This is a genomic window from Cellulosimicrobium funkei (assembly GCF_001019615.1).
Taxonomy (GTDB): domain Bacteria; phylum Actinomycetota; class Actinomycetes; order Actinomycetales; family Cellulomonadaceae; genus Cellulosimicrobium; species Cellulosimicrobium cellulans_E.
This window is the reverse complement of sequence record NZ_JNBQ01000044.1, coordinates 12324-30050: the sequence shown is the minus strand read 5'-3', so window position 1 is coordinate 30050 and position 17727 is coordinate 12324. Positions and strand designations below refer to the sequence as shown.

Genomic DNA, 17727 nt, shown 5'->3' with positions numbered 1-17727 from the left:
GACGAGCCCGCCGGCCCCGGCGGCGGCGAGCGCGCCGCTCCCGGCCGCTGCGCCGCCGGCAGCGGCTGCCGCCCCGCCGACGGAAGCCGCGCCGGCCCCGACCGCGCCGCCGGCTCCTCCGGCTGCGCCTGCCGCGGCGCCGGCACCACCGACGACGCCGGTCCCGGCAGCGCTCGTCCCGGCGGCACCCGCGCCCCCGCCCGCACCTGCTCCGGCGCCCGCGCCGCCCGACCCCCCGGCGGCGCCGGACCCGCCCGCGGATCCCGCGCCACCGCTCGACGCACCCTGGAGGGCGGCACCGACGCCGCCGGCGACGGCCGCGCCGCCGGACGTCGGGAGCGCCGTCCCGACGAGACCGAGCGCGCCCACGCCGAGGACCAGCGGCGCGATGACGGCGCGCATGCCGTGCGACACGTCGCCCAGCTCGAGCACGAGCGCGCGGCACTCGCCGCAGCCGTCGAGGTGGGACTCCACGCGCGCGGTCTCGCGCTTGGCGAGCCCGCCGCGCACGTACGAGCCGAGGAGCGCGTTGACCGCGCGACACTCCTCGGCGGGGACGGACGTCAGGTGCTGCTGGAGGTATGCCTGGCGCAGCCCCTCGCGCGCCCGGTAGGCGAGCGCGGAGACGCCGTTCGCGGTGAGGCCGAGGATCGGCGCGATGTCCGCCGGTGAGAGGTTCTCGACCTCCGTGTACCAGAGGACGGCGCGCCAGCGCTCGGGGAGGTCCTGGTAGGCGCGAGTGACCGTCGAGCGCTCGAACCCCTCGAGCGTCGGGTCCTCGGTGGACGCCATGGGGCCGAACGCGGTCTCGAACGTGCGCTCGTCGTCGGTCGGCTGGGTGCGCCGAGCACCGTTGACGAGGTCGTAGGAGAGGCGCCGGACGACGGTGAAGAGATACGCGCGGAAGGTGACGTCGGGGCCGCCCCCGCCCTGGAGCACGGACAGCGTGCGGGCGAACGCGTCGGAGACGACGTCGTCGGCGTCGGCCGTGGACCGGACGTACTGGCGCGCGACCGTGCGGGCCGCGGCGGCGTGGCGCTCGTACAGCACCCCGTAGGCGCTGGTGTCGCCCTCGCGCACGGCCGTGATGAGCTCGGCGTCGCTGAACGCCTCGCTCCACACCCGTTCCTGCGCCTGCGTCATGTCACCCGCCCCGGAGACCGCCCCGCTCCGAGGCGTACAGCGGCCATAGTAGACGCCCGTCCAACTTCGGGGCAGGGGGCTTCCGACGACAGAACGGTAACGGCCGGAGTCCTCCCCTTTCGCCCGATTTCACCCCGGACGCGGCGTCCCGGAAACTCGTTCGTCGACCCGCGTCATGAATCGGCTGCTCGCCCGTCTCATCTACATGGACCACCTCCACGGGTACACCGTGCCCGCTCCCGACGCCGTGCGCGAGCGCTGGCGTCGGGCGAGCGCCGAGAGCGTCTGGCTGCGACCGGGCGACTGGTACCACCCTGCCGTGGACGCCCTCGTCGAGGCGCTGTGCGAGGAGCGGGACGGGACGCCGGCCGCCGAGCGGCTCGGCCGCGTGCGGGCCGAGGCGGGCGTCGGGATCGGCGAGGCCATCGACGACGTGGTGTGCCTGTACCGGGCGCACGACCGCGAGCCCGCGACCGACCTGCTCCGCGCGGTCGCGGTCGGGTGGTCCGACGGCTACGAGGCGACCCCCGTGACGCCCGAGGTCATGGACCCCGAGTCCGGTCTCGCGACCTCCCAGTACCTGGTCCAACGGCTCCGGGAGACGTACGGCGTCGCACAGCGCGCGGGGGTCGACGCCGCAGCGTCGCACGGCCTGCTCGTCGTGGACGTCGCGCTCGACCACCTGACCGGGTGGCAGCGCTTCGCCCGGTCGGCGGCGATGGGCCGCGCGCTCACGCACACGTTCGGCGACGGCCATCCCATGGCGTCCCTCGGCAACGGGCTCTTCGTCGTGCTCGGGGAGCGCGGCGCCGACGACGACACCCTGCGCACCGTGCTCCGGCACAACATCGAGCGCACGGGCCTCGCGCTGGGGGTGACGGCGATCCTGCGCCGACCTCCGCGCGTCTGGCTCGAACCGCTCCCCCGCACCCACTCCGCCGCCGTCCAGCTCCTCGACGCGCTCCAGCGCTGACCGCACGACGACGCCCCGGCCACGCGGGCGAGCGCGTGGCCGGGGCGTTCCGTGTCGGGGGGCGACTGCGGTCGGCGTCAGCGCGGGGTGAAGGTGAGGCAGTCGGCCTTGTCCTCGCCGGACGCGCCGGCGCCCACGCGGATCGACGGGGCCGAGCACTCGAGCGAGGAGTTGTGGACGCACTCGGTGCGCTGGCAGGCCCCGACGTGCGCGAGCACCTTCTCGAGACCGCCCTTGGTCCCCAGCGGGATGAAGGTCGCGCACTCGGCGTCGCCCGCGTGACCGGCGATGGTCACCGCGCCGGCGTGGCACCCGTGGTCGTGGTTGTACCCGCAGCCGTCGATGGAACACTCGACGACCTGGGGCATCTCCGTGAGGCTGCTCATCGCGATCTCCTGTTCTCCGAGGACCCGTGGGGGGCCGGGCTTCCGTGTCCACGGTATTCCGGGAATTCCACGGTGTATAGCAAGGAAGGCCTTGCTAAGAAATGCAGGAATAGCACGGAATTAGCGCACGGCATTCTTGCAAAAATGCGTGACCAGGGACGACGCCGGGGCCCTCGTCAGGAGGGCAGGAGAGGCGTAGCGTCGGCTCATGGCCCCCTCGCTCGGCGCGCCGCTGTTCTCGGGTGCCGACGCCGACCTGTACGCGGTCGGCGCCGACCGCGTCCTGCGACGCTCGCGCTCGGGGGCGGACACGGTCGGCACCGCCGAGGTCATGCGGCACGTACGCGCCGCGGGCTTCCCCGCCCCGCGCGTCCACGCCGCCACGGACGGCGACCTCACCATGGAGCTGCTGCGCGGGCCGACGCTCCTCCAGTCGATCCTCGGCGGCCGGACGTCGCTCGCCGGATCGGCCCGGATCCTCGTCGCGCTGCACGACGCGCTCCACGCGGTCCCGCCCCCGGCGCCGGACGAGCCCGCGTACGCGGCGCTCACCGCGCCGTCCTTCGCAGCCCTCGACGCACCCGCCGCCGGGTCGCCGTGCGTCGTACACCTCGACCTGCACCCGGCGAACGTCGTGCTCACCGCCGACGGCCCGGCCGTCCTGCACTGGACGAACGCCCGGCTCGGGCCGGCCGGGCTCGACCTCGCCGTGACCGCCGTCGTCCTCGCGGAGGTCGCCGCCGACGAGGACGACGAGCTCGCGCCGGGCGCGCGGGTCCTGCTGGACGCGTTCCTCCACCTCGCCGACCCGGTGCTCCTGCGGCACCTCGACGCCGCCGCACGGACCCGCGCCGCGGACCCGGGCCTCGACCCCTCGGAGGTCGCGCTCGTCCCCGCCGCCGTGGCGCTCGTCGCGCGCGAGGCCCGCCGGAGCTGAGACCCGGGCGGGACAGCCGGGGTCAGGACCTCGCGTCGTCGGGACGGGGCCGCCAGATGACGAGCGCGCGCGCCTCGCCGTGCTCGACGAGCGTCTCGCGCAGCGCCTCCTCGACCCCGCGGCGCACGCTGCGCCCGCGCGGCACGACGACGACGTCGCCGCTCGCCGCGGCCGCGAACACGCGGCCGCCCGGCTCGACGCGCGCCGAGAGCGCCTCGATACGGCGCTCCAACCGCTCGACCTGCGACTCCAGCGCGAGGATGCGCTGGATGCCCGCGAGGTTGATGCCCTCGTCGTGGCTGAGCCGCTGCACCTCGAGCAGCTTCGCGACGTCGCGCAGCGAGTAGCGCCGTCCCCGGCCCGCGGTGCGGCGCGGCACCACGAGGCCGAGGCGGTCGTACTGACGCAGCGTCTGCGGGTGCATCCCCGCGAGCGCCGCGGCCTGGGAGATGACGAGGACGGGGGCGTCCTGGTCGACGTCGCTGCCGGGAGCCCGTCCGGCGGCGCTCCGCGCGTCGTCGCCGACCGACGGATGATCCTGGTAGGCCATCACGGCCTCCCTCACTCCGCGGCCTGGCGGACCAGGTCGGCGCGCACGTCCTGGCCGTCCGTCTCGGCGGCGAACGCCTCGACCGCCTCGCGCGCGGCCTTCGAGAGCTTCTGCGGCACCGCGACCTGGACGGTGACGAGCAGGTCGCCGGTCGCCTTCGCGGTCTGCACGCCGCGGCCCTTGACGCGCAGCGTGCGGCCCGACGGCGTCCCGGCCGGGACCTTGACCTTGACCGACGTCCCGTCGAGCGTGGGCACGCTGATGGTCGCCCCGAGCGCGGCCTCGGCGAACGTCACGGGGACGGTCGCGCGGAGGTTGGTGCCGTCGAGGGAGAAGACGGGGTGCGGGGTGACGTGCACGGTGACGACGAGGTCGCCGTCGGGACCGCCGGCCATGCCCGGGCGGCCCTTGCCGCGCAGCCGGATCTTCTGGCCGTCGCGCACGCCCGGCGGGATGCGGGTGGTGACGTTGCGGCCGTCGACCGTGAACGTCACGGTCGAGCCCTCGACCGCCTGGCGGAACGGGAGGGTCGTGGCCGCGGCGACGTCCGCACCGGCCCGCGGACGAGGACCGCCGCCGAACTGCTGCGCGCCCGCGCCGCCGAACATCGAGCCGAGGATGTCCTCGAACCCACCACCCTGGCCACCGGTCGAGTACCGGACCCGGGTGCCGCCTGGACCCCCGCCGCCGAACATGCCGCCGAACACGTCCTCGAAGCCCGCTCCCCCGGCACCGCCGGGGCCCGCGGAGAAGCGCGCGCCCCCGCCCGCCATCGCCCGGATCGCGTCGTACTGCTCGCGCTCCTTGGGGTCCGACAGCACGGCGTACGCCTCGCCGATCTCCTTGAACTTCGCCTCGGCGCTCGCGTCACCCTGGTTCTGGTCGGGGTGGTACTTGCGCGCGAGCTTGCGGTAGGCCTTCTTGATCGCGGCGTCGTCAGCGTCCTTGGGGACGCCGAGCGCGGCGTAGAAGTCCTTCTCCATCCAGTCCTGTCCGGTCACGGCGCCTCCCTCCTGTCGGTGGTCGTGGTCCTGGTCCTTCGTGTCGTCGCTGCTGTCTGTCGGTCTGCTGCTGGTGATCCTCGCGTGCCCGACGGCGGAGCGCACCTCCGCGCAGGAGGTGCGCCCGAGCCGTCGGGGCACGTGAGGGCTCGGTGGTCCGCCCTACTGGGGGCCGACGACCGAGACGCGCGCGGCGCGCACGACCCGGTCCCCGATCCGGTAACCCGGCTCGATGACGAGGTTCACCGTGGTGACGGTGGCCTCGGGGTCGGGCTGGTGCATGAGCGCCTCGTGGACGGTGGGGTCGAACTCGTCCCCGACCGCGCCGTAGCGCTCGATCCCGAACTTCTCGAGCGACGCGTCGAGCTTGTCGGAGATCGCCGCGAACGGCCCCGTCAGCTCGCCGTGCTGCCGCGCGCGGTCGATGTCGTCGAGGACCGGGAGGAGCGCGGTGAGCACGTCCTCGATCCCCTTCGTGCGCGCGGCCTCCTGGTCGCGCAGCGACCGGTTGCGGTAGTTCGTGAAGCTGGCCCGCTCGCGCTGGAGCGCGTCGAGGTGCTCGGCCGCCTCGGCCTTCGCGGCCAGGACGGCCGCGTCGACCTCGGCCTCGTCCGACGGCTCGAAGTCGAGGCCCGCGAGCGGGTCCGTCTCCGCGTCGTCACCGGCCGACCCGGCCGCGGCCTCGCCCGAGGGGCGGGGCTGGGCGGTCTCCGGGTCGACCTTGCGCTTGTCGGTGAACTGGAACGGCTTGTCCTCGGGGCCCTGGCCGGGCTCGCGCCCGGCCTGCTCCTCGGGGCCCCGGTCCTCGGGGGACGTCACTTCTTGTCGTCCTCGTCGTCCACGATCTCGGCGTCGACGACGTCCTCGTCCGGAGCCGACGTCGCACCCGCAGCGGCGGTGGCGTCGTCCTGCGCGGCGCCGGGGTTGCCGGCGGCCTGCTCCTGCTCGGCCGAGGCGTAGAGCGCCTGGCCGATCTTCTGCGAGGACGCGACGAGCTTCTCGTGCGCGGTCTTCACGGCGTCGGCGTCCTCGCCCTCGAGCGCGGACTTGACCGACGCGATGTCGGCCTCGACCTCGGTGACGACGTCGGCCGGGAGCTTCTCCTTGTTCTCGGAGACGAGCTTCTCGGTCGAGTACACGAACGCCTCGGCCTGGTTGCGGGTCTCCGCCTCCTCGCGACGCTTCTTGTCCTCGGCCGCGTGCTCCTCGGCCTCCTTGACCATGCGGTCGATGTCCTCCTTGGGCAGCGCCGAGCCGCCCGTGATGGTCATCTTCTGCTCCTTGCCGGTACCGCGGTCCTTGGCGCCGACGTGGACGATGCCGTTCGCGTCGATGTCGAAGGTGACCTCGATCTGCGGCACGCCGCGCGGGGCCGGCGCGATGCCGGTGAGCTCGAACGTGCCGAGCGGCTTGTTGTCGCGCGCGAACTCGCGCTCGCCCTGGAACACCTGGATGAGCACCGACGGCTGGTTGTCCTCGGCCGTCGAGAAGATCTCGCTGCGCTTGGTCGGGATGGCCGTGTTGCGCTCGATGAGCTTGGTCATCACGCCGCCCTTGGTCTCGATGCCGAGGGACAGCGGGGTCACGTCGATGAGCAGGACGTCCTTGCGGTCGCCCGAGATGACGCCGGCCTGGAGGGCCGCGCCGACGGCGACGACCTCGTCCGGGTTGACGCCCTTGTTGGGCTCCTTGCCGCCCGTGAGCTCCTTGACGACGTCGGTCACGGCCGGCATGCGGGTGGAGCCACCCACGAGCACGACGTGGTCGATGTCGGAGACGGAGACGCCCGCGTCGGAGATGACCTTGTGGAACGGAGCCTTCGTCCGGTCGAGCAGGTCCTGCGTCATCTGCTGGAACTGGGCGCGCGTGAGCTTCTCGTCCAGGTGGATGGGGCCGTTCTCGCTCATCGAGAGGTACTGCATCGAGATGGTGGTGCTCGTCGCGGACGAGAGCTCCTTCTTCGCCTGCTCGGCGGCCTCGCGCAGGCGCTGGAGCGCGATCTTGTCCTTCGACAGGTCGACGCCCGAGCTGTTCTTCACCTGCTTGATGAGGTGCTCGACGATGCGCTGGTCCCAGTCGTCGCCACCCAGGCGGTTGTCGCCCGAGGTCGCGCGGACCTGGATCGTGGAGAAGTCGTCCTCGTCCTTGCCGACCTCGAGGAGCGAGACGTCGAACGTGCCGCCACCCAGGTCGAAGACGAGGATGAGCTCGTCCTCCTTGCCCTTCTCCAGGCCGTACGCGAGCGCGGCCGCGGTGGGCTCGTTGACGATGCGCGTCACGTTGAGGCCCGCGATCTGCCCCGCGTCCTTGGTCGCCTGGCGCTCGGCGTCGTTGAAGTACGCCGGGACGGTGACGACCGCGTCGGTGACGGGCTCGCCCAGGTACTCCTCGGCGTCGCGCTTGAGCTTGCCCAGGATGCGCGCGGAGATCTCCTGCGCGGTGTACTTCTTGTCGTCGATCTCCACCGACCAGTCGGTGCCCATGTGGCGCTTCACCGAGCTGATGGTGCGGTCGACGTTCGTGACCGCCTGACGCTTGGCGACCTCGCCGACGAGGACCTCGCCGGTCTTGGAGAAGGCGACCACCGACGGCGTCGTGCGCGACCCCTCGGCGTTCGCGATGACGGTGGGCTCTCCGCCCTCGAGGACGGCGACCACCGAGTTGGTGGTGCCGAGGTCGATCCCGACTGCTCGTGCCATGTGTGCTGCCTCCGTTGTGGATGGGGTGCCCGACGGCGCACGCGCGCCCGGACACACCGGGTTGAGTCTGCTTCACTCAAGGTAGGCACGCGGTGCGCTCGCGCGCAAGCCCGCTCGCCAGAACTTGAGTCCACCAGGCTCAACCTTCACTCAGGGCGAACTATTCCCGGCTCGTGGCGGCCGCCCGCGACCGTGCCCGCTGGCGCTCACGGTGGAGCGCGTAGCTCTCCCGCCAGTCCGGGGCGAGGGCCATGTCGCGTCGGCGGACCTCGTCGACCGACAGCTCGACGGGGAAGCCCCAGGTGTCCGCGAGCACGAACAGGTCGTCCCCCGTGACCGTCGTGCCCCGGAGCTTCTCGAGCTCCCGGAGCCCGCGGTGCACCGTGCGACGGAAGCGCGACTCCTCGTCACGGACGACCGCGCTCAGCTCCTCGCGCTGCTCGACCAGGCCCGGGTAGGTGTCGCCGTACGCCTCGGCCACGACGGCGACGAGGTCGTCGGCGAAGCGGTCGTCCAGGCCGAGATGGAGGGCGTGCACGACCGCCCGGCGGACGAGCCGCCTCAGGACGTACCCTGTGTGCCTTGTTGCCCGGGCGTACCCCGTCGGCGGCGAGGAACGTCGCGGCACGCACGTGGTCGGCGATGACGCGGAACGGGCGCGGGTCGCCCTCGTACGGGCGACCGCTGAGCGCCTCGAGGCGGTCGACCAGCGGGCGCAGGAGGCTCACGTCGAACACGTCGGGGGTCGCCAGCGCGGCCGCGGCGATGCGTTCGAGCCCGCCCCCGAAGTCGATGCTCGGCTCGTCGAGGGGGACGAACCCCTCGCTCGTGCGGCGGTAGCGCATGAACACCTGGTTGCCGATCTCGACGAACCGTCCGCCCTCGCTCGCGGGGTGCGGCTCACCGGTCGACGGGTCGTGGTGCTCGGGGCCGAGGTCGTAGAAGACCTCCGAGTCCGGCCCGCAGGGGTCGCCGACGGGCGTGCCGTCCAGGCCGCCTCCCCGGCTCCACCAGTTCTCCTCGGCGTCGTAGAGGAAGACGCGACCGCCGCGCATCCCGTCGCGGTCGCCGTCGGCACGGGACCCCACGTCCACGAGCGGTGCCGCGATCCCGTGCTCCGCGAACACGGTGACCCAGGCTCGTGCGGCCTCGTCGTCACGAGGGATCCCGTGCTCGGGCGACCCGCGGAAGCACGTGACGTACAGCCGCTCGAGGTCGACGCCGACGTGCGCGAGGAGCTCGGCGAACCAGCGGACCTGCTGCTCCACGTCGGCCGACCCCAGGCTCCAGTTGCCCAGCATCTCGAAGAAGGTCGTGTGCCGCCGGTCCCCGACCTCGTCGATGTCCTGCGCCCGCACGCACGGCTGCGAGTCGACCAGGAGGGGTCCGGCGTCGTGCTCCCGGTCGCCCAGCAGGTAGGGCATCAGCGGCTGCACCCCGGCGCCCGTGAACAGCGTCGTCGGATCCTCGCGCAGCACCAGGGGCGCTCGCTCGATCACGGCGTGCCCTCGTGCGGCGAAGAACTCGAGGTAGGCCGAGCGGATCTCCTGGGCGTTCATCTCGTCGACCCTAGGGACCGCGTCCGCCACCTTCCAGGGCAATACACCGCCCCGGAGGGCCTCCCAGCCCTACAGCAGCTCGACGTCGTCGGCCTGCGGCCCGCGGTCGCTCTGGCGGATCCTGAACCGGACCCGGTCGCCCTCCTCGAGGAACGACTCGTCCCGCAGGACGGAGACGTGCACGAACAGGTCCTCGCCCCCGGCGTCAGGCGTGATGAAGCCGAAGCCACGGTCCTCGTCGTAGCGCGCGACGGTGCCCTCCCCCGCGCGCGCGGGCTTGCCCGACGCGGGTCGGCCCGCGCCCGCTGGACGGCCCGGACGACCGCGGTCCGCTCCCGGCCGCGCACCCCCCGAGCCGCGGACGAGCTGCACGTTGCGAGCGTTCGGCCCCTTGTCGCCCGCGACGACGTCGTAGGTCACGCGCGCCCCCTCGGCGAGCTCGGACAGCCCGCGGCCGAGCGCGCTGACGTGGACGAAGACGTCGTCGCCGCCGCCGTCGGGGACGACGAAGCCGAAGCCCTTGACGTCGTCGTACCAGGACACCGTGCCGTCCGCGCCGTCGGACGCCGGACGCGCGGCCTCCGCCCCGAGCGGCAGCAGGTGGTCCGCCTGCGGACCCTTCTCCCCCTCGACGACGAGGAACGCGACCCGCTGGCCCTCGGAGACCACGCCGCCCCCGACGATGGCCGAGCTGTGCAGGAAGATCTGGGCGCTGTCGCCGTCGGGCGTGACGAAGCCGTACCCCTTGGTCGGCTCGTACCAGGCGACGGTGCCGAGCCTGCCCAAGGGCGCGTCGGCAGCCCGGTCGCCCGTGACACGGACGCTGCGCGCCTGCGGGCCGCGGTCGCCCTCGCCCACCTCGAACTCGACGACCTGCCCCTCGCGGAGCTGCTTCGGCCCGTCGTCGCCGACGATCTCGGACGCGTGGACGAACAGGTCCTCCGCCTCGTTCCCGAGGTCGATGAAGCCGAACCCTCGGTCGGCGTCGAACCATCGGACAGTTCCCTGGGGCACGGAGTACTCCTCGTCTTGGCAGGCAGTGCTGTCGTCCATTGTCCCCCAGGTCTCGACGCCCACCGCGAGCAGCACTTGACGAACGCCACCGGGTGCGGGTTCATAAGGAGTGCATCGTTAAGTTCCCTGAGAGTTTGATTCGACCCTGCAACGGAGCAGACATGAACAGACTTCGCACCGCCGCCGCGGCACTGGCCGTAGCCCTCGTCTCCAGCCTCACCCTGACCGCCGCCCCCGCCTCCGCCGAGGAGGTGCTGGTCAACGGAGGCTTCGAGTCGGGCACGCTCAGCCCCTGGACCTGCTCGGGATCGTCCGGAGCCGTCGTCTCCACCCCCGTGCGGACGGGGACCAAGGCGCTGCAGGGGACCCCCGCGGGTCTCGACAACGCGCGCTGCACGCAGTCCGTCCCGACCGTCGCCGGCACCCCGTACACCCTCTCCGCCTGGGTGCGCGGCAGCTACGTCTACCTGGGGGTCGACGGCGGCACCTCGACCTGGACCCCGAGCGCGACGGACTGGACCCGCCTCACGGTGACGTTCACCGCCGCGAGCAGCACCACGCAGGTCTACCTCCACGGCTGGTACGGCACCGGCGCCTACCAGGCGGACGACCTCTCGCTCCAGGGCGCGGGCGGCCCGCCGCCCGTCGTCCCGGGCACGCCGGGCACACCCGTCGCCGGGACGGTGACCTCGACGTCGGCGGCCCTCTCGTGGGGCGCGTCGTCCGGCACGGTGACGGGCTACCGCGTCTACGAGGGCAGCACGGTCGTGGCGACGTCGACGGGCACGTCGGCCACCGTCTCCGGGCTCGCCGCGTGCACCCCGCACACCTACGCGGTCGCGGCCTACAACACCGCGGGCGAGTCGCCTCGCTCCGGGAGCGTCACGGTCACGACGGCCGGGTGCGGGACGGGCGTCCCCGGCGCGCCCACCGCCCTGCGCGTCGCGACGACCGCCGACACCTCGCTCGGCCTCGCCTGGGCCGCCTCGACGGGGACCGTCACCGGCTACCGCGTCTACGAGGGCACAGCCCTGCGGGCGACCGTCACCGGGACGAGCGCGACGCTGACCGGGCTCGCGGCCTGCTCGAGCCACACCTACACGGTGCGTGCCTACAACGCGACGGGCGAGTCCCCGCCGGCCACCGTCACGGGCTCCACGAGCGGCTGCCAGACCGGCGCGCTGCCGAAGCACCTGCTCACGGGGTACTGGCAGAACTTCGTCAACGGGGCCACGCCGCTGCGGCTGTCGGCCGTCCCGACGTCGTACGACCTGGTCGCGGTCGCGTTCGCGGACGCCGTCCCGAGCACGCCCGGTGCCGTCACGTTCGGCGTCGACCCCGGCCTGTCCACCGCGCTGGGCGGCTACACGAACGACCAGCTCCGGGCCGACGTCGCGACGCTGCACTCGCGGGGCCAGCACGTGATCCTGTCCGTGGGCGGCGAGAAGGGCACAGTGTCGGTCGGCAGCTCCGCCGCGGCGTCGGCCTTCGCGACCAGCGTGATCGGGCTCATCGACTCGTACGGGTTCGACGGCGTCGACATCGACCTGGAGAACGGGGTCAACCCGACGTACATGGCGCAGGCGCTGCGCCAGGTCCGGGCGGCCGTCGGGCCGGACCTCATCATCACGATGGCGCCGCAGACCATCGACATGCAGTCGACGGGGAGCTCCTACTTCCGGCTCGCGCTCGACATCAAGGACATCCTCACGATCGTCCACACGCAGTACTACAACTCCGGCACGATGCTCGGCTGCGACCAGATGCAGGCGTACGGGCAGGGCACGGTGAACTTCCTCACCGCGCTGTCGTGCATCCAGCTCCAGAGCGAGCTGCGGCCGGACCAGGTCGCGCTCGGCCTGCCGGCGACGACCCAGGCGGCGGGCGGCGGGTACGTGAACCCGTCGGTCGTGAACGACGCCCTGAGCTGCCTCGCCGCGGGCACCCGCTGCGGGAGCTTCGTGCCGCCCGCGCGCTGGCCCGACATCCGCGGGGCGATGACCTGGTCCATCAACTGGGACGCGAGCAACGGGTACGCGTTCGCACGCTCGGTGGACGCCCACCTGGCCGGCATGCCGTAGCCGCACCGTCCTCGGACGAGACGTGAGAAGTGGCCCCCCGGTGCGTGTCCCCGGGGGGCCACTTCTCCCGTCTCGCGGCCCTGAGGGCTACGCCTTCACCGGCTCCGGCTCCTCGTCGACGGAAGGCTCCTCGCCGGGGTTCGATCCGTCCTCCGCGGACGGCTCCGCGCCCGGCGCCCGCTCGTCGTCCGCGGGTGCTCCGTCCTCAGCGGGCGCGACGCCCTCAGCGGGCGTCGCGTCGTCGGTGGACGTCGAGCCGTCCGGCCGGTCTCCGTCGACGGCGGGCTCGCCTTCGGGCCGCGCGCGACGTCGTGCGCGGCGCCGGACGAGCAGCACCACCACGCCGGCGAGCGCCACGACGACGAGGAGGACGCTGCCGGTCCCGAGCCAGGGCGCGGCAGCGGCCCGGGACGACGCGTCGCCGGCCGCGGCCGCGGCGTCGTCCAGCCGGCCGTCGTCGAGCGCGGCGCGGGCGTCCGCCGCGGAGCCGTCGACGTCCAGGAGCAGCTGGCCGAGGTCCGCGAGCGGGCCGCCGGCCGCGGCGGCGGCGACCGCGTCGCCCACCGACCCGACGACCTCGACCGCGCGCGGCAGCGTGGTCGCGAGCGCCGCGTACTCCTCGGCGCTCCGGGCGCCCTCGTACTGCTCGCGCACGGCGGCCGGGTCCGGCAGCCCCGCGGCCCGGGCGGCCTCCTGCACCTGCCCGGCGTCCGCGGCGGCGTCGGGACCGATCGCGGTGCGGGCCGCCTCGGCGTCCCCGAACGCCCAGTCCGTCATCGCGGCGCGCAGGCCGGCGGGTGGCGACCACGCGCCGTCCGCCGCGTCGAGCGCCGCGTACGCCTCGCGGGCAGGGGCCCGCGCGTCGAGCAGGGCGGTCTCGTCCGCGTCGGCGACCCACGTCCGGTACGTCGCCTCGGCACCGGCCACGCCGCCGCGCACCTCCACGAGGTCGAGGAGACGACGGCCGTCCGTCAGGCCCGGGTGGTCGAGGGTGCCGGGCGCGTCGTAGGCGCTCTCGCCCGCGTACGCCGCCGCGACCAACGGTCCGAGGACGTCGTCGTCCAGACCACCGACGAGCTCCGTCATCGCGGTCCACGACGCGGCGTAGGCGTACTCCTCGGCGGCGCCCGCGCCGTCGTCGAGGTCGACCTCGTCCCAGGCGACGAGCGGGACGGCGTCCGCCGCGTCGCGCGCGGGCGCGGGCCGCTGCTCCGCCGGGCCCCCGGTCTCGGCGGCCACGCGCTGCCCCACCACCTCGGCCAGCCCCTCGTACACCCACCGGTCCGCGAACCGGTCGCCGGCGAGCCACGCGTGCGAGAGCTCGTGGAACAGGAGCCCGGCGTCGAGGTCCTCCGGGATGACGACCTCCCAGGAGGCCGAGTCGAACCACGCGTACCCGAGCACCCCGGGCGACACGTCCTCGCGGATCCGCTCCAGGCTGCCCGGCCACGGCATCCCCACCGCGCGTTCCAGGGCGGGCATGCCGGCCACCACCTGCTCCTCGACGAAGCCGCTCCACTCGGTGTCGCCCGGGAAGCTCTCCAGCACGAGCTCGTTGCCGCCGACGTCGACGCTCGTCTCGTCGGCCTGCGCGGGGTCGCGCAGCGAGACGAAGGCCCAGGTGCCGTAGTCGTCCGTGCTCTCGGTCGCGCGGTGGGTGCGGGTCTCCCCCTCGAGGATCGGCTCGAACCCGTCCCACGTGCTGTCGAAGTCCATCGACGTCGGGGTGGCGATCTCGACGGTGACCTGCCCCGGGTCGCCCGCCGCGTTCACGGCGAACGTCGCGTAGCCGGGCCCGACGCGCGTGTACCCCTCCGAGCGGATCGGCTCGCCCGGGATCGTGTAGGACCACTCGACGGTCCGCTCGCGACCGTAGTTCAGCGGGGAGAACGACACCCCGGCGATGCGGGTCGACGGGTCCTCGGTGGGCTCGAGGGTGACCGGGAGCGTGGCCCCGCCGCTCGTGGCGGTGACGTCGGTCGCGCCCGCCGGGACAGGGATCCCGTACGCGTCCCAGTAGTAGACGTACTGTGCGCTGGCCGGCTGCTCGTTGCGGATCGTCGTCGTGACCGTCACGCGGACGGGGCCCGAGCCGTCGACCTCGTACCGCGTGCGAGAGGTCTCCGACAACCCGTCGTCCGTGTCCGCGAACGCGGTCGTCGGCGCGCCGAGGACGACGGCGCACACGAGCGCGACCCCCGACCCGGCACGCAACGTCCGCCCTGCGCGACGCACCCGTCCTCCGACCACCCCTGCACCGCCGTCCTCGCCGTAGCGGACAGCCCGTCTCCCCGTGCGACGGGTCCGGTCGACGACGACCGGGAACGGGACACCGGCGGGAACTGTACCCGTTCGCGGACGGCGCGCCGACCACTCCCTGGGACGGGCACCGACACCTTCCGGACACCTTGTCCTGGCACGCTGTCCGGGTGACCACCACCCCGGGCCAGCCCTCGCTCGTGCGACGCCTCGGCACGGCGGACGCCGTCGTCGTCGGGCTCGCGTCGATGATCGGCGCGGGCGTGTTCTCCGCGTTCGCCCCGGCGGCCGCCGCCGCGGGCGCGGGGCTGCTCGTCGGGTTGGGTCTGGCGGCGGTCGTCGCGTACGCGAACGCGACGTCGTCGGCCCAGCTCGCGGCGCAGCACCCCACGTCGGGCGGCACGTACGTGTACGGGCGCGAGCACCTCGGCCCCTGGTGCGGGTACGTCGCCGGGTGGGGGTTCGTCGTCGGGAAGACGGCGAGCTGCGCGGCCATGGCACTCGTGCTCGCGGCCTACGCCGCGCCACCCGGGTGGGAGCGGCCCGTCGCCGCCGCGGCGGTCGTGCTGCTCACGGCCGTGGGCTACCGGGGCGTGACGCGGACGGCACGCCTCGCCCGGGTGATCGTCGCGGTGGCGCTCCTCGCGATCGCGACGGCCGTCGTCGCGAGCCTCGCCGGGACAGCACCGCGCTGGTCGGCGGTGCTCGACGCCGGCGGCGCGCACAGCGGCTGGTACGGCGTCCTCCAGTCCGCCGGGCTGATGTTCTTCGCGTTCGCGGGGTACGCGCGCGTCGCGACGCTGGGCGAGGAGGTGCGCGACCCGCGCCGCACGATCCCGCGCGCGGTCCTCGTGTCGCTCGGGGCCGTCGTCGTGCTCTACGCGGTCGTCGCGGTGGTCCTGCTCGCGGTGCTGGGGCCGGACGGGCTCGCGGCGTCCGGGGCGCCGCTCGCCGACGCGGTCGCGGCCGGGTCGTGGGCGTGGGCCGGCCCGGTGGTGAGCGTCGGTGCCGTCGCCGCGAGCGCCGGCGCCCTCCTCGCCCTGCTCGCGGGCGTGAGCCGTACGGGGCTCGCGATGGCGCGCACGGGCGACCTGCCCGGGTGGTTCGCGGCCGTGCACCCCGTGCACCGGGTGCCGCACCGGGCCGAGCTCGCCGTCGGGGCGGTCGTCGTGGTGCTCGTGCTCACGACGGACCTGCGGGGCGCGATCGGGTTCTCGTCGTTCGGCGTGCTCGTGTACTACCTCGTCGCGAACCTGTCGGCGCTGCGCCAGACCGCCCCGCACCGCCTGTACCCGCGCGCGCTGCAGGTGCTGGGCGCGCTGGGGTGCGTCACGCTCGTCGCCACGCTCCCGCTCGCGAGCGTCGCGGCGGGGACGGCGGTGCTGGCGGCAGGCGTCGCCCTCCGAGCGGTTCGCGTCCGATCCTGACCGCGAGATCGGCCCGCCCGTCGCCAGATCGACCTCCCGAGGGTCGATCTCGGACGCACGGGTCGATCTGGTGGCGCGGAGGGCCAGTTCTCGTCACGCGGCCCGGTCGAACCAGTCGAGCGCGAGCGCTGCGACGGCCTCGGGCGCGTCGTCGGTGATGAAGTGCGCGGCGCCCTCCACCCACGCGAACTCGATGCGGTCGGCGTAGCGCTCCGGACGGCGGCAGATGCGCCCCATGAGCTCCTCGGTGGTGGGACGGTCGAGCCGGCCGTAGACGACGAGGGTCGACACCGTGAGCCGCCGACGCCGGTAGGCCCCCCGCATGATCCGCAGCGCCTCGGGCAGGATCATCCGGCGGGTGAGCGGTCGCACCGCGGCGTCGACCTCGGGCCGGCGCAACGGGGCGAGGTGCGTGTCGACCGTCGCCGCGGACATCGGCCGGGCGGCGTACCGCGCGGAGAACGTCCCGCGCAGCGAGGCTCCCGGCCGGTGCCAGATGAACGGCGGCAGGTGCTGGAAGGCCGGCAGCAGCCGCGGGCTGAAGGTGAAGAAGCCCGGCGGGACGGAGAGCTGCACGGCGGTGCGGACGCGCTCGGGGTGGTCGTAGCAGAGCTGCATCGCCGTGATGGCGCCCATGTCGTGCGAGACGAGGTCGGCGCGCTCGACGCCGAGGGCGTCGAGCAGGGCGACCAGGTCGTGGAGCCGGGTCTCGCGCTCGATCCGCGGGTCGTCCGCGGCGGTCCACCCGGCGCCACGCAGGTCCGGGCACAGGACGCGGTGGCCCGCGGCGGCGAGCACCGGGGCGACCTCGTGCCACTGCCACCAGTGCTCGGGGAAGCCGTGCAGCAGCACGACCGGGTCGCCGGTGCCGACGGTCGCGACGTGGGTGCGCAGGCCGGGTGTCTCGACCACGAGGTGGTCGAATCCCGGTGCGTCCGGGAGCGGGGGCGACCAGGCCCGGGCGTCGGCGGGGCGGGTGGTGCGGGGCTGGCGCGTAGTCATGGCGACTCCTTCGTGCGGCCGGACTACTATGTTCATAGTAGACCCGCCGAGAGAGGGAGTCCATGGCCTCAGGTACCCGAGAACGAGCGCTGGACGCGGCCGTGGAGGTGCTCGGAGCGGACGGCGTGCGCGCCCTGAGCCACGCGCGGGTCGACCGGCGGGCCGGCCTCCCTCCCGGGTCGACGTCGAACTGGTTCCGGACCCGCCGCGCCCTCCTCGCCGGCGTCGTCGACCGGATCGCCGAGCAGGAGCGCGCCGACTTCGACCCGGGCGCGCTGCCCGCGATCACGGGCGTCGACGCGCTCGTCGACGGCCTGTGCGCCATGACCGAGGCGCAGTCCGGGCCGTTCGCCGCGCGGACCCGGGCGCGGTACGCCCTCTTCCTCGAGCTCTCCGGCGACCCCGAGCTCGGCGAGCCTCTGCGGGAGCAGCGCCGCGCGTTCGAGCAGTGGACGGAGCGGATCGTGGCCGCCGTCGGCATCGCCGACCCCGTCCCGGCCACCCGGGCCCTCATGGCCCTCGGCGACGGGCTGCTCCTGCACCGGCTCACCGTCGACCCCGGCCTCGACCTGCGCCCCGCCATCGAGCGCGCAGTGCGCGCCCTCGCGGGGTCGTGACCCGGCGTCGTCGCGCTTCCCCGCCGCGAGATCGACCCGAGCGGCCGAGATCGACCCTCAGGAGGTCGATCTGGCGGCG

Annotated in this window: 15 protein-coding genes and 1 pseudogene; 5 read left to right on the top strand and 11 right to left on the bottom strand. The window is 74.1% G+C overall.

The genetic code is table 11. From position 1 onward, the window contains the following. Nucleotides 1-1143, bottom strand: a 1143-nt coding sequence (locus FB00_RS18780; protein ID WP_156186465.1) for a sigma-70 family RNA polymerase sigma factor, incomplete at its 3' end; no start/stop codon positions are given. Between the two features lie 175 nt (nt 1144-1318). On the opposite strand from FB00_RS18780, the gene FB00_RS18775 reads away from it, so the two are divergent. Next, entirely contained in the window at nt 1319-2116 is a 798-nt protein-coding gene (locus tag FB00_RS18775; RefSeq protein WP_231581942.1) for a hypothetical protein, read from the top strand. A 77-nt stretch (nt 2117-2193) separates the two neighbouring features. Here FB00_RS18775 and FB00_RS18770 read toward each other — a convergent pair whose 3' ends face one another. Next, on the bottom strand, nt 2194-2502 hold the full coding sequence (locus FB00_RS18770; RefSeq protein WP_047234443.1) for a DUF1540 domain-containing protein: 309 nt from the start codon (nt 2500-2502) through the stop codon (nt 2194-2196). A 208-nt stretch (nt 2503-2710) separates the two neighbouring features. Here FB00_RS18770 and FB00_RS18765 point away from each other — a divergent pair, with 208 nt between their 5' ends. Next, nucleotides 2711-3439, top strand: a complete 729-nt coding sequence (locus FB00_RS18765; protein WP_047234442.1) for a phosphotransferase family protein — start codon at nt 2711-2713, stop codon at nt 3437-3439. A gap of 22 nt (nt 3440-3461) precedes the next feature. Here FB00_RS18765 and FB00_RS18760 read toward each other — a convergent pair whose 3' ends face one another. The 7 genes and pseudogenes from FB00_RS18760 to FB00_RS18735 all read right to left on the bottom strand — a co-directional run bounded on the left by FB00_RS18760 (nt 3462) and on the right by FB00_RS18735 (nt 10262). Next, nucleotides 3462-3863: a heat shock protein transcriptional repressor HspR gene (locus FB00_RS18760; protein ID WP_047234447.1), complete on the bottom strand. Its 402-nt coding sequence runs from the start codon at nt 3861-3863 to the stop codon at nt 3462-3464. A gap of 137 nt (nt 3864-4000) precedes the next feature. Continuing rightward, the gene (locus tag FB00_RS18755; RefSeq protein WP_047234441.1) at nt 4001-4990 is read right to left on the bottom strand and encodes a DnaJ C-terminal domain-containing protein; all 990 of its coding nucleotides are present in this window, start codon (nt 4988-4990) and stop codon (nt 4001-4003) included. A 162-nt stretch (nt 4991-5152) separates the two neighbouring features. After that, nucleotides 5153-5809 carry a nucleotide exchange factor GrpE gene (gene grpE, locus FB00_RS18750; RefSeq protein ID WP_047234440.1) on the bottom strand — a complete coding sequence of 219 codons (657 nt, stop codon included), beginning with the start codon at nt 5807-5809 and terminating at the stop codon, nt 5153-5155. Then, nucleotides 5806-7689, bottom strand: a complete 1884-nt coding sequence (dnaK, locus tag FB00_RS18745; RefSeq protein WP_047234439.1) for a molecular chaperone DnaK — start codon at nt 7687-7689, stop codon at nt 5806-5808. The genes grpE and dnaK overlap by 4 nt, the downstream gene beginning before the upstream one ends. Nucleotides 7690-7849: 160 nt before the next feature. Beyond that, nucleotides 7850-8227: an alanine--tRNA ligase-related protein gene (locus FB00_RS23040; RefSeq protein WP_269430026.1), complete on the bottom strand. Its 378-nt coding sequence runs from the start codon at nt 8225-8227 to the stop codon at nt 7850-7852. A gap of 61 nt (nt 8228-8288) precedes the next feature. Then, a pseudogene (locus FB00_RS18740) lies at nt 8289-9248 on the bottom strand (alanine--tRNA ligase-related protein); the annotation flags it as partial. Between the two features lie 69 nt (nt 9249-9317). Further along, entirely contained in the window at nt 9318-10262 is a 945-nt protein-coding gene (locus FB00_RS18735; RefSeq protein WP_047234438.1) for a cold-shock protein, read from the bottom strand. A gap of 161 nt (nt 10263-10423) precedes the next feature. On the opposite strand from FB00_RS18735, the gene FB00_RS18730 reads away from it, so the two are divergent. Beyond that, on the top strand, nt 10424-12343 hold the full coding sequence (locus FB00_RS18730) for a glycoside hydrolase family 18 protein (RefSeq protein ID WP_047234437.1): 1920 nt from the start codon (nt 10424-10426) through the stop codon (nt 12341-12343). A gap of 87 nt (nt 12344-12430) precedes the next feature. On the opposite strand, the gene FB00_RS18725 is transcribed toward FB00_RS18730, so the two are convergent. Beyond that, nucleotides 12431-14578, bottom strand: coding sequence for a hypothetical protein (locus FB00_RS18725; protein ID WP_047234436.1), 2148 nt, complete (start codon nt 14576-14578; stop codon nt 12431-12433). 272 nt (nt 14579-14850) lie between these two features. On the opposite strand from FB00_RS18725, the gene FB00_RS18720 reads away from it, so the two are divergent. Beyond that, on the top strand, nt 14851-16029 hold the full coding sequence (locus FB00_RS18720) for an APC family permease (RefSeq protein WP_156186466.1): 1179 nt from the start codon (nt 14851-14853) through the stop codon (nt 16027-16029). 93 nt (nt 16030-16122) lie between these two features. Here FB00_RS18720 and FB00_RS18715 read toward each other — a convergent pair whose 3' ends face one another. After that, complete coding sequence (locus FB00_RS18715) at nt 16123-17031, bottom strand: alpha/beta fold hydrolase (protein WP_047234434.1); 909 nt, start codon at nt 17029-17031, stop codon at nt 16123-16125. Nucleotides 17032-17093: 62 nt separating this feature from the next. On the opposite strand from FB00_RS18715, the gene FB00_RS18710 reads away from it, so the two are divergent. Continuing rightward, a complete protein-coding gene (locus FB00_RS18710) occupies nt 17094-17648 on the top strand; it encodes a TetR/AcrR family transcriptional regulator (RefSeq protein WP_047234433.1) in 555 nt (184 codons plus the stop codon). Nucleotides 17649-17727: the final 79 nt, after the last annotated feature.

Excerpts from the sequence above, each read along its gene's own strand:
- FB00_RS18775 (WP_231581942.1), top strand. The coding sequence starts at position 1,319 with ATGAATCGGCTGCTCGCCCGTCTCATCTACATGGACCACCTCCACGGG.
- FB00_RS18770 (WP_047234443.1), bottom strand. The coding sequence starts at position 2,502 with ATGAGCAGCCTCACGGAGATGCCCCAGGTCGTCGAGTGTTCCATCGAC.
- dnaK (WP_047234439.1), bottom strand. The coding sequence starts at position 7,689 with ATGGCACGAGCAGTCGGGATCGACCTCGGCACCACCAACTCGGTGGTC.
- FB00_RS18710 (WP_047234433.1), top strand. The coding sequence starts at position 17,094 with ATGGCCTCAGGTACCCGAGAACGAGCGCTGGACGCGGCCGTGGAGGTG.
- FB00_RS18760 (WP_047234447.1), bottom strand. The coding sequence starts at position 3,863 with ATGCACCCGCAGACGCTGCGTCAGTACGACCGCCTCGGCCTCGTGGTG.
- FB00_RS18715 (WP_047234434.1), bottom strand. The coding sequence starts at position 17,031 with ATGACTACGCGCCAGCCCCGCACCACCCGCCCCGCCGACGCCCGGGCC.
- FB00_RS18730 (WP_047234437.1), top strand. The coding sequence starts at position 10,424 with ATGAACAGACTTCGCACCGCCGCCGCGGCACTGGCCGTAGCCCTCGTC.
- FB00_RS18720 (WP_156186466.1), top strand. The coding sequence starts at position 14,851 with ATGATCGGCGCGGGCGTGTTCTCCGCGTTCGCCCCGGCGGCCGCCGCC.
- FB00_RS18765 (WP_047234442.1), top strand. The coding sequence starts at position 2,711 with ATGGCCCCCTCGCTCGGCGCGCCGCTGTTCTCGGGTGCCGACGCCGAC.